The sequence below is a fragment of the Galbibacter orientalis DSM 19592 genome (genome assembly GCF_000260115.1).
GTDB classification, from domain to species: Bacteria; Bacteroidota; Bacteroidia; order Flavobacteriales; family Flavobacteriaceae; genus Galbibacter; species Galbibacter orientalis.
Map to the genome: position 1 here is coordinate 1,665,407 of NZ_JH651379.1, position 14,349 is coordinate 1,679,755.

Annotated in this window: 13 protein-coding genes; 11 read left to right on the plus strand and 2 right to left on the minus strand. The window is 32.4% G+C overall.

The features are described 5' to 3' along the window. Nucleotides 1-52: 52 nt before the first annotated feature. From JOOMADRAFT_RS07390 to JOOMADRAFT_RS07425, 8 genes are all read left to right on the plus strand, one after another. On the plus strand, nt 53-292 hold the full coding sequence (locus tag JOOMADRAFT_RS07390; RefSeq protein ID WP_008612321.1) for a hypothetical protein: 240 nt from the start codon (nt 53-55) through the stop codon (nt 290-292). Between the two features lie 100 nt (nt 293-392). Further along, nucleotides 393-1,346, plus strand: coding sequence for a methylenetetrahydrofolate reductase [NAD(P)H] (metF, locus tag JOOMADRAFT_RS07395; protein WP_008612324.1), 954 nt, complete (start codon nt 393-395; stop codon nt 1,344-1,346). Between the two features lie 33 nt (nt 1,347-1,379). After that, nucleotides 1,380-2,480: an acyloxyacyl hydrolase gene (locus JOOMADRAFT_RS07400; protein WP_008612326.1), complete on the plus strand. Its 1,101-nt coding sequence runs from the start codon at nt 1,380-1,382 to the stop codon at nt 2,478-2,480. A gap of 116 nt (nt 2,481-2,596) precedes the next feature. Next, nucleotides 2,597-3,367, plus strand: a complete 771-nt coding sequence (locus tag JOOMADRAFT_RS07405) for a head GIN domain-containing protein (protein ID WP_008612328.1) — start codon at nt 2,597-2,599, stop codon at nt 3,365-3,367. Next, nucleotides 3,330-4,316 (plus strand): ankyrin repeat domain-containing protein, encoded by a 987-nt coding sequence (locus tag JOOMADRAFT_RS07410; RefSeq protein WP_040879611.1) that lies wholly within the window; start codon nt 3,330-3,332, stop codon nt 4,314-4,316. Before JOOMADRAFT_RS07405 ends, JOOMADRAFT_RS07410 begins: the two co-directional genes overlap by 38 nt. A 536-nt stretch (nt 4,317-4,852) precedes the next feature. Then, on the plus strand, nt 4,853-6,106 hold the full coding sequence (locus JOOMADRAFT_RS07415) for a DUF4331 family protein (protein WP_008612330.1): 1,254 nt from the start codon (nt 4,853-4,855) through the stop codon (nt 6,104-6,106). A 206-nt stretch (nt 6,107-6,312) separates the two neighbouring features. Continuing rightward, nucleotides 6,313-7,590 (plus strand): NAD(P)/FAD-dependent oxidoreductase, encoded by a 1,278-nt coding sequence (locus tag JOOMADRAFT_RS07420; protein WP_008612332.1) that lies wholly within the window; start codon nt 6,313-6,315, stop codon nt 7,588-7,590. 163 nt (nt 7,591-7,753) lie between these two features. Continuing rightward, on the plus strand, nt 7,754-8,218 hold the full coding sequence (locus tag JOOMADRAFT_RS07425) for a hypothetical protein (RefSeq protein WP_008612333.1): 465 nt from the start codon (nt 7,754-7,756) through the stop codon (nt 8,216-8,218). Here the strand turns inward: JOOMADRAFT_RS07425 and gldA are convergent, their stop codons facing one another. Further along, nucleotides 8,219-9,115: a gliding motility-associated ABC transporter ATP-binding subunit GldA gene (gldA, locus tag JOOMADRAFT_RS07430; RefSeq protein WP_008612334.1), complete on the minus strand. Its 897-nt coding sequence runs from the start codon at nt 9,113-9,115 to the stop codon at nt 8,219-8,221. A 103-nt stretch (nt 9,116-9,218) separates the two neighbouring features. Beyond that, on the minus strand, nt 9,219-10,406 hold the full coding sequence (pncB, locus tag JOOMADRAFT_RS07435) for a nicotinate phosphoribosyltransferase (RefSeq protein WP_008612335.1): 1,188 nt from the start codon (nt 10,404-10,406) through the stop codon (nt 9,219-9,221). A gap of 883 nt (nt 10,407-11,289) precedes the next feature. Between pncB and JOOMADRAFT_RS07440 the strand changes: the two genes are divergently transcribed. From JOOMADRAFT_RS07440 to JOOMADRAFT_RS07450, 3 genes are all read left to right on the plus strand, one after another. Then, complete coding sequence (locus tag JOOMADRAFT_RS07440; RefSeq protein ID WP_008612336.1) at nt 11,290-12,117, plus strand: prephenate dehydratase; 828 nt, start codon at nt 11,290-11,292, stop codon at nt 12,115-12,117. After that, complete coding sequence (locus tag JOOMADRAFT_RS07445) at nt 12,114-13,259, plus strand: pyridoxal phosphate-dependent aminotransferase (protein WP_008612337.1); 1,146 nt, start codon at nt 12,114-12,116, stop codon at nt 13,257-13,259. The genes JOOMADRAFT_RS07440 and JOOMADRAFT_RS07445 overlap by 4 nt, the downstream gene beginning before the upstream one ends. Before the next feature lie 227 nt (nt 13,260-13,486). Then, nucleotides 13,487-14,347: a prephenate dehydrogenase gene (locus JOOMADRAFT_RS07450; protein ID WP_008612338.1), complete on the plus strand. Its 861-nt coding sequence runs from the start codon at nt 13,487-13,489 to the stop codon at nt 14,345-14,347. The last annotated feature ends 2 nt before the right edge of the window (nt 14,348-14,349 follow it).

The window sequence follows — 14,349 nt, forward strand, 5'->3', positions numbered from 1 at the left end:
TATAGTTTCTAAAATTAGAAAGTAAAAACTATGAAGCAGCAATAACCAGGATATGAAACCAAAATTTATAGAGTTAGCTTTAGGGAGTCATCTTATATCTCATGGCTATGATGAAAATAATAGAGAAATTACTGAAGTAGTTTCAATAGAAGGATTTTCAAAAAAGCTGGTTTCAGTTTCAAGAGTAAAATCTTTGAGTGAAAAATATATTTTAACAGATTATCTTGATGGGCGATGGATTTATTGGGAATATGAAGGAGATTTTGAAGATGTTAAGAAGCTATTGCTGTAATAAAGTTGTAAAGTTGAAAGTAATAAAGTAAAAAAACACTAAAATATGTTAATCTGAATTTGCTTCAGGTTCGTATAAAATAAAACCTATTTAGTAAAAAATGAAAGTAACCGATCATATAAAAAAAGCCAACGGGAAAACAATGTTTTCTTTTGAAATTATCCCACCTCAAAAGGGTAAAAATATTCAGGAATTATATAATAATATAGATCCATTAATGGAGTTTAATCCTCCTTTTATAGATGTAACAACCTCTAGAGAAGAATTTGTTTACATTGAAAGAGATGGGCTTTTTGATCGTAAGGTTACTCGTATGCGTCCTGGAACTGTAGGAATTTGCGCTGCTTTAAAACATAAATACAATGTAGATACCATTCCACATGTACTTTGTGGTGGATTTACAAAGGAAGAAACGGAGTATTTATTGGTAGATTGCCAGTATTTAGGAATAGAAAATGTTATGGCACTTCGGGGAGATGCAATGAAACATCAACGCTATTTTGAACCAACAGATGGCGGACATACCTACGCTACCGAATTGGTTACGCAAATAAGAAATATGTGTGAAGGAAAATACCTTCATGAAACTATAGAAGCAAGTAATTGCTCAGATTTTTGCATCGGGGTAGCAGGGTATCCTGAAAAACACTTGGAAGCTCCTTCATTAGATTTTGATCTTAAAAAATTAAAAGAAAAGGTAGATGCGGGTGCAGATTATATTGTAACACAAATGTTTTTTGATAATAGTAAGTTTTTTGAGTTTCTAGAAAAAGCTAAATCCGCAGGAATTAATGTGCCAATTATTCCTGGAATCAAGCCTATTGCTGTTAAAAAGCACTTGCAATTATTGCCTCAGGTTTTTAAAATAGATTTACCTGAAGATTTAGTGAATGCTGTAGATAGCTGTAAGAACAATAAAGAGGTTCGCCAAGTAGGAATTGAATGGTGTATTCAACAATCTAAAGAACTTAAAGACGCAGGTGTTCCATTATTGCATTATTATTCTATGGGAAAATCGGACAATATTAAGGCTATTGCCTCCGCTTTATTTTAAAAATAAGGTTACTTTTGTTGCGAAATAAATTTTATGCAAAGAGTAGTTGTCATTCTTTTAGTAGCCCTTTCCGTTGTTTGTAATGCTCAGGAAAAGCCAAATTCATCCTATGTAGATCTGAGTTATTTCTATGGAAATATTTCTAGACATAATAACGATATTCTACATCTTATTACAGGTCATCCTGAAGGTTTTATTCTGAGTTGGAATAAAAAAACATATGGAAATAAAGAATGGGAGCAATTGTATAATTATCCAGATTATGGTGTCTCCTTAAGTTTTCAAGACTTTAAAAATGAATACATGGGAGATAACCTCGCCATTTATGGGCATTATAATTTTTATTTTTTTAATAGAAATTTGATGTTGAGAATTGGTCAAGGTATTGCTTTAGCAGGAAAACCATATGATAAAGAAGAGAACTACAGAAATGTAGCTTTTGGTTCAAAAGTACTTAGCAGTACTTATTTAATGCTGAATTATAAAAAAGAACGCATTTTTAATCGACTTGGAGTGCAGGGGGGATTGTCTCTTATTCATTATTCCAACGGAAATACCAAAGCGCCAAATACTAGTATCAATTCAATTACACTAAATATTGGGATTAATTATCAGTTAGAAACAATAGAGCCAGAATACAAAGTAACCGAAGGTTTAACTAATAGATTTAATGAGCCTGTTCGATATAATTTTGTGTTTAGAACTGGTGTTAACCAAAGTGATGTTATCGATAGCGGGCAATTTCCTTTCTATATTTTTTCTTTTTATGCTGATAAGCGAATCAATAAAAAAAGTGCCATACAATTAGGAACCGATGTTTTCTATTCTAATTTTTTAAAGGAATATATAAAATATAGTAGTATTGCCTACCCTGAAAGGGGCTTGGATGGAACAGAAGATTATAAACGTGCTGGGATTTTTGTTGGTCACGAATTGTTTATCAATCGGCTTTCCGTGGTTACGCAAGCGGGCTATTACCTGTATTATCCTATAGATTATGAAGGCAGAATGTATTTGCGTGGCGGTGTAAAAGGATACTTAACTAAAAAGAAAAAGTTGTTTGCAGTGGTTGCAGTTAAAGCCCATGCAGCACAAGCAGAAGCTGTAGAAGTAGGAATTGGGTATAGGTTATAATTTTTTAGATGAAACTTTCGTGGAAAGATTCATTAGAACCAAATTAGATACTGTAAAAAAGGAAATGAATAGATCAAAGATTTTCAAGATAAGGCGTTTAATTTAAATTTATTCGTGTGAATAAAAACATACAAAATAATATAGCTTTCTTCGGTATAATTTTCTTGTTAATTTTTACTAGTTGCGATAGTAAAGATGCGAACGATTGTATTCAAGCTTCAGGAACTGTAGTTAAGGAAGAACGACCAGTAACTCCTTTTTCTAAAATTTTGGTAAATGAAGGCGTTTCCATGATTATCAAACAAGGCGATGTTTATAAAGTAGAAATTGAATCTGGAGAAAACTTATTAAACGATATCAAAGTAGAAGTAGTAGACAACCAATTAATCTTAACCGATACTAATGTTTGTAATTATGTTAGAGAGTACGACAATACAAATATTTATGTAACCGCACCAACTATTTCTGAAATTAGAAGCGCTACTCAAAGAGAGATTTATTCTGATGGTGTAATTGAAGGAGAAAGATTAGTAGTTTATTCTGAAAATTATCAGAATAATGAATACCTAACAAGTGCTAATATTTATTTGGATGTAAATGTTACTTCTTTTCAAATAATATTTAATGGAATTTCTAATATTTTCATAGATGGTACAGCAACCAATTTGAATGTTAATATGGCATCGGGAAATGGTCGTTTTGAAGGGCGAAATTTTTCCGTAGAAAATGCAACTATTTACCATCGGAGTTCTAATGATGTAATTGTAAAAGCATCCAAATCCTTAAAAGGAGATATCTATAGTACAGGAGATGTTATTTCTGTTGGAACACCAGAATCTGTGCAAGTAAATGAACATTACAAAGGGAAGCTTATTTATGAAGATTAATCTTAAGATTGTTGTTCTATTGGTTTTTAGTGTTGTAGCCACAGCCCAAAAGGTAACCCATCAAGAATTAGAACACTTAATTAAGGAGGGTAAAATCAAGGAATTGAAAGAAATTGTTTCTAGTAATGAAATAAATGTAGGGACAGTTGGTGTTGAAATAGGAGAAGTGCCGCTATTATTCCCTGCTTGTAGTGGAGGGGATTTAGAGATTATTGAATACTTATTACAACAAGGTGCAAATCCAAATTCAGTTTCAAGATATGGAATGCCTGCTAATTGGGCTGCTGAGCGTGGAAATTTAGCGACTATTAATTTATTGTTGGATTATGGTTTTGATCCAAAAAAAGAAACATTAGCATACTGGATGAAACAATTTAATGAAAAGGATTCGCTCCCTCCATTAATGAAAAAGCTCACTAATTATGTAGCTAAAAATAAACTCCCAATTACAGACCTTCCTTATACAGCATATACAGATCCAAGTGATCCATTAATACTTACAGCCGCTATTTTTTACGACAGTATAGGAGACTTTACTCTTGCAAAGCGACTCATAACAGCGGGGACTAACGTTAATTTATCTGACAAAAAAGGGAAAACTGCTTTGCATAATGCCATAGAGAGCTTTAATATTGATGCGGTTAACTTTTTGATTAAAAATAGAGCCAACGTCAATAAGCCTATTAAAAGTGAACAAATGTTTGAATTGTTTCACCGTAAAGAATATAATGATAATATAACTCCTTTACATTATGTGTTATATCTGGCTACTCATAATTCAGAATCTTATAATACCCATAAAAAACAAGTCTATAAAATAGCAAAATCCCTTGTAAAGGCTGGTGCAAATCCTAATGCAATTACTATTTCTGATAGTCTTAGTGTTCTTCAAAAAGCCGATAAGCTAGGCGATCCTACCCTTATTAAAATTATTTCTCGCTCAAAATGATTGTTTTTTAGAATTCAGCTTTGTTTTTAACTTCCTCTAAGGCAATGAACAGTTTTAAAAATAGATTATAGTATCAATTTAGTATTTTATAATCTAAAAAAATCATTTATTGTAAATAATTTTCTATATTTAATCTAATTTATGAATCGGAATAATCTATCAAAGTATCAAACTCTTTTTTTAAATCCCTCATTGAGGGGTTTATTGCCCAGAGTCTGTGCTGAGTTTACCGAAGGGCTCTGCGTCGAAATGGATTAAATTATTTTTTCCTTTGAATACCTCGTAAGCTTGCCTCGAGGTAGTTGATTTCCGAAACTACATATTTAAAAATCGTATACTTCTATTTCGAAGTTAAGCTTGATACAGTCTTAGCTATGAAGAAGAAATGGAAATAAGAGCAGAAGTGTGTTTCTTCAATAAAAGGAAGGTTAAATTATATCTTTTAGTATGAATTAATCTTAATTATAAAGAAAATACTAAAAGGTGTTGAAGTAAAAATATAAGATAATAGATTAAAATAAATAGCTTAATTAATCATGAAAATAAAAAATAGAATTATAGTACTTTTATTAGCTCCAATAGCATTGTTTTTTTTAACTGCGGGACATCATTTCGAAACCGATTTGGCAAAGAAATATCCTGAGATGGATTTGTTAGATCTATTTGTGTTTAAATCTACAGAATCTAACAAAACAGTGTTTCTAGCAGATATAAATCCTAAATCAAAAAAAGATAGTTTTAATTTTTCGTCTAAAGGAATATATAAATTTCATATAGCTAAAAATAAAGAGTTTGACAAAGGACAGCTGTTCAGTTTTACCTTTAAAAACAATGAGGTACAGATGTACTGGGACGATCAACCAGAAAATAGTTTACATGAAACAGGAACTTTAATTGCCGAGGGGCCAATTAATAGAGTTTTAGAATTAGATAACGGTATTAAAATATGGACTGGAACTACATATGATAATTTTCAGGGGAATGCAGTAGGAGCAGAAGCGTTTAAGCATAAAGTGCTTGAAAAAAAAGAGTATGATTTGTCTACTTTTGATGTTGGAGAAAAAGGGAATTTTTTCGGGAAAGGAAATGCTGCTGTCATAGTGTTTGAAATTCCAAATGAGTTTTTGTCAGAAGATATTTTTTATTACGCATCAACTTCGCTTGAGGAAGAACCAGGTCACTGGCATCAAGTAAACCATATTGCTAATGTATTATTCCCTCATTTTTATATGGGATATGAAGATAAATTAAGGTCTAAATATGGTTCTCAAGGAGCAGTGGTAGATGAAGAAATAAAGCAAAATGTAATAGAAAATCTAAGTAATTATGTTAATGCAGCTGGAATTCAAAAAGATACAGATGCATATTTAAAACAATTAATGGAACGAATTTATCCAGATATCGTACCCTATAAAATTGGAACCAAGGCGCATTACGGAATGGAAAAATTTAATGGAAGACCACTACATGAAGACGCAATGAATGTTACTTTAGGACTTATGGTAGGCTCTGAAACCCCAATAGATGATAAAGTAGCTATTAAATTAGAGCGTTACCAACCCAACTTCCCTTATACCATACCAATAGATAAAGCATATATAGATGCCTTAGATAAAAGAGTTAAGGTGGTAACGGTAAATGCAATAAAAGAGAATGAAAAAAACTATGAGTATTTACCTCAGAAAGATGCGAACGAATTAGAGGGAGAGCCTTTTAATATATGGAGTTATATTTTAATTGGGATGGTAGTGTTATTTGGGGTCTTTATACTTTTTAGTAAGAAAAAGTAATTAAAAAACATTAATGTCTGAGTAAAAATACAAGACCGTGCCGTTATAAGAGTAAAGACTAAATTATATAGATTAATAAGTAAATCCGGAGAGCTCGTGCTTAGTTCTTCGGATTTTTTTATAAAAGCACTATAAACTTATTCTAGTACACTAACTTAAATTTAATAGTTTAACCTAACTTTGAAATAAAAAAGTTGTAGCAAGAGATGGAAGTAGATAAAAAAAAGAGAATCGTAATTGTAGGAGGTGGTTTTGCAGGGATTGAACTCATTAATAAGCTAAAAAAATCTGATGTTTATGAGGTAGTTTTAGTCGACTTAAATAATTATAATTTCTTTCCTCCTTTGCTTTATCAAGTAGCTTCTGGTTTTATGGAGCCATCTGCAATTAGTTACCCATTTCGGAAAATATTGAGAGGGAAAGAAAATGTTAGATTCCGATTGGGAGCTTTGCAAAAAGTAGTTTCTGAAGAAAATAAAATAGTGCTTAGCAATGGGGAGTTGTTTTATGATATACTGATAATGGCAACGGGAACAGAAACCAATTTTTTTGGGAATGAGAATGTTAAAAAGCACTCATTACCAATGAAAACAATTGGGGATGCACTGGCTTTACGGAATTTACTTTTTACACGTTTAGAAAGAGCCACGCGTGTACAAGATCCATTGCACAGAAAAAAATTATTATCTTTTGTAATAGCTGGAGCTGGTCCTACAGGCGTTGAACTCTCTGGAATTTTGGCAGAGATGCGTAAACATATTATAACAAAAGATTATCCAGAACTGGTTAAAGAAGATTTAGGAGAAGTTTATTTATTAGATGGACTGGATGCAGTATTGGCTCCGATGTCTGAGAAATCCCAAAAGTATTCTCAAGAGAAATTGGAAGGTTTGGGAGTAAAAGTAAAGCTTAAAACACTTGTTACTGATTTTAAAGAGGATGTTGTTTACTTATCTGATGATACTACTATTGATTCTAAAAATTTAATTTGGGCCGCAGGAGTATCGGCAAAAGTATTTGACGGTTTTAAGAAAGAAGACTATGGAAGAGGTCGCCGATTAAAAACAAATGAATTTAACCTTGTAGATGGTTATACCAATATTTATGCTGTTGGAGATACAGCTATTTTGGCTGGAGATAAAAAATATCCCGACGGGCATCCTCAAGTAGCTCAAGTTGCAATACAACAAGCGGAAAATTTAGGAGAAAACTTATTGAAAAATAAAGGAGATTGGAAGGCTTTTGAATATGCCGATAAAGGTTCAATGGCAATTATTGGACGTAATAAAGCGGTTACAGACGGTCCTAATGAAAGCTTCTTTTTGAAAGGATTTCCTGCATGGTTTATATGGATTTTTGTACATATCATGTCGCTTGTTAATTATAAAAATAGACTTCGTGCATTGTATGACTGGACAGGGTATTATTTCAAAAAAGATCAATCGTTTAGAATGATTATTAAACCTACAGATACAAAGAGTTAATCCCTTACAGGGGGCTAATTTCCCAACGCCTGCTTCTGAATTTATAGAAGGGTTTTGTGTCGAAATGAGTTAAAATCTGTTTCCTTTGACCACCTGGTGGGCTTGCTTCCTAGGTAGTTAATTTTAAATAAAAACAATCAAATTAATTAAACCAACCAAAAACATGAGAATAACATCATTGCTATTTATTATAGTAACAGCTTTACTATATTCCTGTAACTCTAAAAAAGGTATAAAAAAAGAAGATAAGCTAGATTTAATAGGAACTTGGAAATTGGTTTCTGCTACAGTAATTCAGGAAAAGGATACTTCGGTAACCGATTTTACTACTGGACAAGAAATGATTAAAATTATAAACGAAACTCATTTTGCTTTTTTGCGTCACGACTTAAACCATGGTAAGGACAGCACTGCTATATACGCAGCCGGAGGAGGTTCTTATACAGTAAACGGGAATATTTATACTGAAAACCTTGAATATTTTAATAATAGAGATTGGGAAGGACACAGCTTTGATTTAGAATACCGAATAGAGGGAGATACACTTTATACAACTGCTATTGAAAAGATAGAAAAGTTAAATGTAAACCATCTAAATATTGAAAAATTTGTTCGAATTTCTAAATAATTATTGATTAGTTAACTCTACAAATAAACTCTCTAGATTTTTATTTTTTTGATTTAGTTGTAGGGTTTTTAAACCGTTATCGTGTGCAAAATCAAAAACAGATGCGCGCATATCTTTATTGGTTTCAAAAGTAATTTCGTAAACAAAACCTATCTTGTTTTTAACGTGTTTTACATTTGGTAATTTAAGAAGAAAAGCTTCTTCTACACGGTAATCAAATTCAACTTCAATAATTTGTTCTTTGGCTTCTCTAAGTTCCGTGAGTTTTTTATCAGCAACAATTGCTCCTTTATTAATAATTATAACACGGTCGCAAATTGCTTCCACTTCCTGCATAATATGTGTAGAAAGTAAAATAGTTTTCTCTCCACCAATATCTTTAATCAATTTTCTAACTTCTAGCAATTGGTTAGGATCTAATCCTGTAGTAGGTTCATCTAAAATTAAAACCTCAGGATTACCAATTAGAGATGCGGCCAATCCAACGCGCTGCCTATATCCTTTTGATAAGGCACCAATTTTTTTATTAGCCTCTGGCAACAAACCGCATTGGGAAATTACAGTTGCAATAGTGTCTTTAGAAACCTTATATAGGCTTGCTGTGTAGCTTAGGTATTCTCTTACATACATATCTAAATGTAGCGGATTATGTTCTGGGAGATAGCCAACACTTTTTTGAACTCCTATTTTATGTGTTTTAATATCGTAATTATTTACTTTAGCATCTCCTTCTGTTGGAGTAAGGTAGGTGGTTAAAATCTTCATCATAGTAGATTTTCCAGCACCATTTGGGCCTAAAAAACCAACTATTTCTCCTTTTTTAATGCTGAAAGAAACATTTTTTAGAGCTTCTTGAGCTCCATATTTTTTTGTGATATTTAAAACTTCTATAGACATATTTCAAATGTAGTAGTAAAGTTTGAAAGTAGAAAGGGTAATTTTTGAAAGCTTTTTTAATCTTTCATAAGGTTTAATACCTGCGCTACTTGTAATAAAGAAATTACTTTATTCGTAATAATTCTTTTGCTAGAGCTATCATTTTTGGATTACCAGTATGTTTATTAGGCTCGTCCGACAATTTTACTGTTGGCAACCACTCTTGGTCGCTCGTCAACACATCTGTAAGCTTAATTACAATATTCATTGGTTTTAGACCTACATCGTTAGTTAAATTCGTACCTATTCCGAAGGAAAGTCCTATTTTTCCTTTGCAAGCTTTTGTAATAGATTCGACTTTTCTAGGGTTTAATCCGTCAGAAAAAATAATGTATTTGTAGAGTGGATTTATTCCATGACTTTTATAATGTGCAATAGTTTTTTCGGCAAACTCAATTGGATCGCCGCTATCATGTCTAACGCCATCAAACAGTTTAGCAAACTTGGTGTCGAATTGCTTAAAGAAAACCTCTGTAGTGTATGTATCAGAAAGCGCCACTCCTAAGTCGCCTCGGTAAACATCTACCCAATGTTCTAGAGACATGGCGTTTGCCATTTTAAAACCATACTCCGCCGCATGGAACATAAACCACTCATGGGCGTGTGTTCCAATTGGTTTTACATTATATAGCATTGCCATATGCACATTACTAGAACCAATAAAGCTTTTTCCTTTGTAGGAAGAAAGTGTGTGTACCACCTCTCGGTGTGTTCTGTAGGAATGCCTTCTGCGAGTTCCAAATTCAGCAAAAGTTACTCCTAATTCATTATAGAGTTTTATTTTATCAAGTGTATTAGAAACTACCTTTTCTTTTTTCCAACCTTCTTGATGGGTCAGTTCATAAAACAATTCGCTAATCATTGCTAAAAGCGGTACTTCCCACAAAATGGTTCGATACCAATATCCAGAAACATACACTTCTAAGTCTTCCCCTGTTTGTCTAATTGATACTTCGGATGGGTCGTATCTGTATCCTTCTAAAAAATCTACATAAGCAGGGTTTAAGTATTGACAATTTTCACGTAAAAACTTTTTCTCGTCTTTCGTAAGTTGTAATAATGCCATATTATCTACAGCGGTTCGAAGCGCTTTATCAAATCCTGTAGGGAATTTATGTGCACCTCTATTTATAAACTTATACTTGGCCTGTGTATTTGGAAATAGTTTTACAACGGCACATTGCATTGTAAATTTATAGAAGTCGTTATCTAAAATAGAGTTGAAAACAGTATGGTTATGCTCTTTTAACATATGCTTTATTAATGCTGAAAGTTATTATATATTTTTTAGTCCTCATTGAGGGTCTAATTCCCCAGAACCTGTCCTGAGTTTACCGAAGGGCTCTGCGTCGAAATGAGATAAATTTGTTTCCTTTGAATACCTTGTGGGCTTGCCCTGAGGTAGTTGATTAAACTTATTTTACCCGAGTTCTATACCAAAAATACTACATTAAAATATTGTTGTCCGATAAAAGTTAACGGAATTTATTGAACTCCACTTATATCAAGGTTCAAATAGGGTTTTCAAAATAGCCCCCTTGTTATTAATAAAAATAAATAAAAAGAGGATTTTTGAAATGTTATTTCTTTAAACTATTTATTTTTAGGCATTTAAGATTTAGTCTTTGTTCTTTTTTCTTATAGCGAAGCGGTCTTGTATTTTTACTCGGACATTAATGACATTAAAAGATAAAAGCACTATTTTTCCTTAAACACAAAAACCTAAGAAGAGTATAATGTGGAGAATTATATTTAAGCTATCGTTCTAAACATTTTTTAATTTACATGGTTGTTCCCTTACATTCAATTTTTTAGGACAGAATAGATTTGTAGCCAAAAACTGAATGGAGGATTATCAATAAAACGTGATTTTTGAAATTAAATATTGAAAAAAAGTTAAGAAATTATATTTTTTTCAAAAAAAATTAAATGAGAGGTTCTATATTTCAAATTAATAATTACATTAGCAACGTAAACGAAAAAAACACATGTTAACAAACGCTTATATCTGGAACTTTTATTTTTTCTTCTTTTATTTCTTTAATAAAGGAACGGGACAGTTATAGGTTATTGTTAAAGTAAATTATATAGAGTCCCGGAATTATTTTCGGGACTTTTTTTTATGCAAAATTTGAATGAATAATAAAGTTGCAATACAAGGAATATTAGGTTCTTTTCACCACCAAGTGGCACAGGAATATTTTGGAAAAGAGGTAATTGTAGACGAATGTTTGTCTTTTGATGCTTTGGTGGATAGCTTGCTGAACAAGCATACAAATGTGGCGGTTATGGCTATTGAAAACTCAATAGCAGGTTCTATTATACCAAATTATGCGTTGATAGATGCTAATAATTTGCACATAATTGGAGAACACTATATTAATGTTCATCATAATTTATTGGCGCTAAAAGGGCAATCTATTGAAGATATAAAAGAGGTGTATTCACACCCAATGGCATTGCTTCAATGTAAAGTGTTTTTTAAGCAATATCCACATATTAAATTGATTGAAGATGCCGATACCGCAGAGGTTGCTAGGCGGATTCATCAAGGACAAATAAAAGGAATTGGAGCCATTGCAAGTAAGACTGCAGCGTCCATTTTTGAATTAGAGATGTTAGCTGAGGATATTCAAACGATAAAAAATAACGAAACACGTTTTGTTATTGTAAAAACAAAAAACTCTGTTATTCCTAAGGAAGAAATTAATAAGGCTTCTCTAATGTTTGAATTGGGAACAAAGCGAGGGAGTTTAGCAACGGTTTTAAATGTAATGAGCGATTGTAAGCTCAATCTTACTAAAATTCAGTCGTTGCCAAAAATAGAAACTCCATGGAGGTATTCCTTCTTTGTGGATTTAACTTTTGAACAATATGATGATTTTGAAAAAGCAAAATCGTTACTAGCCATTATGGCATCTCATTTTAAGGTGCATGGCGAATATAAAAATGCAAAAAAATGATACAAGTAGCCAAGCGTTTACATAGTGTTGAAGAATATTATTTCTCAAAAAAATTAAGAGAAGTACGGGGTTTAATTGCTGAAGGGAAACCTATTATTAATATGGGAATAGGGAGTCCAGATATGGCGCCCTCTGAGGAGGTTTTGCAGGCGTTAGTTTCTTCACTTCGTGAAGATAAAGCGCATCAATATCAAAGTTATCAGGGGTTGCCAGAGTTAAGAACGGCTGCAGCTAATTTTTATCAAGAGCATTTTAATGTTGCTATAGATAGTGAAAAAGAGATTTTACCTTTAATGGGCTCTAAAGAAGGGATTATGCACATTAGTATGGCTTTTTTAAATGAAGGCGATGAGGTTTTAATTCCAAATCCTGGATACCCAACATATACTTCGGTTACAAAATTGGTAGGGGCTAATCCTAAGTATTACAATTTGACTGAAAAGGGGAATTGGTTGCCAAATATAGAGGAGTTGGAAGCTACCGATCTTTCTAAAGTAAAAATGATGTGGCTTAGTTACCCGCATATGCCAACAGGAGCAAACGCTTCAAAACAGATTTTTAAAGATTTGGTGGCTTTTGCAAAGCGTAATAATATATTATTGGTAAACGACAATCCATATAGCTTTGTATTGAATGACAACAGATTGAGTATTCTAGAAATTGAAGGAGCAAAGGAGGTAGCTTTAGAACTTAATTCGTTGAGTAAAACTTTTAATATGGCAGGCTGGAGAGTAGGCTTTGTTTTAGGAAGTGCTCAACATTTGGATGCTGTTTTAAAAGTGAAAAGTAATATGGATAGCGGGATGTTTTATGGCTTGCAAAAAGGAGCTGTTAAGGCTTTAGAGTCTTCAATGGACTGGTATGCCGAATTAAATAAGGTTTACAAAAGACGTAGAGATTTAATTTTTCAATTAGCTGAGACTTTAAATTGTACGTATGATAAAAATGCTTCGGGGATGTTTGTATGGTCTAAATTGCCTGAAGGAGTAACTTCCGCAGAAAAATTTATTGATGATATATTGTATGATAAAAGCATATTTATAACTCCAGGAACCATTTTTGGGAGTAATGGAGAAGGATATATCCGGTTTTCACTTTGTGTAAAAGAAGACAAAATAAAGGAAGCAATAGATAGATTTTAGAGGAGGGGGAAAGAAGGTCAAAAAGATAGAGTAGAGGGAATAGAAAATAGAAAATAGAGAAGAGAGGATAGAGAAGAGAGAAGAGTGTACAGAGAGAGTAGATTGAAGAGTAATGAAAATAGAGAAGATAGAAGATAGAAGAGAGTAAAGAGAAATGGAAAAAGAGAAAAAATGATGGATTTGTTAATTCTAAATTGTGTGTCAGAACTTGTAAATAAAAATTCAAAATGAATGTATTTATAATAGGGTTAGGGCTCATAGGAGGGTCGATGGCAATCGACATGAAAGCTGCCAATAACGATATTAAAATTATTGGGTTTGATGCAGACCAAAACCATATGGAAGAAGCCTTAGCGCTTGGTTTTATAGATGAGAAGGGAGTTTTTGAAGATGTAAAGAATGCTGATGTAGTTATAATTTCTATTCCTGTAAATGTGTCTATAGATGTAACTCCTAAGGTGTTGGACATCGTAAAAGACGATACTTTGGTTTTTGATGTTGGTTCCACAAAAGTTAATATTTGTAGTGTTATAGAAAATCATCCAAAGCGAAGAAATTTTTTAGCAACACATCCAATTGCTGGGACAGAATTTTCTGGACCTAAAGCAGCAATTAAAGGATTGTATAAAGACAAAACAAATATTATTTGTGAGGTTGAAAAAACGGCTTTTAAGTTGCAAGAGCGTGCATTTACAATTTTTAACGATTTAGGAATGCGAATTAGGTATATGGAACCAAAAGCACATGATAGGCACATTGCATATGTATCGCATTTATCGCACATAAGTTCATTTATGTTAGGGAAAACGGTAATTGAAAAAGAAAAAAATGAACGAGATATTTTCGATATGGCAGGCAGTGGATTTGAGAGTACAGTACGTTTAGCCAAGAGTTCGCCCGCAATGTGGAGTCCTATTTTTGAGCATAATAAAGAAAATGTAATAGAAACATTAGACGAATATATTACCAATCTTCTGAGATTTAAGCAATTGATGGAAGAAGATGATTTTGAAGCTATTTATAAAGAAATGGCAGAAACAAATAGAATAAAAGAAATATTAAAAGGAATTTCAATCAAAACTTCATAAGT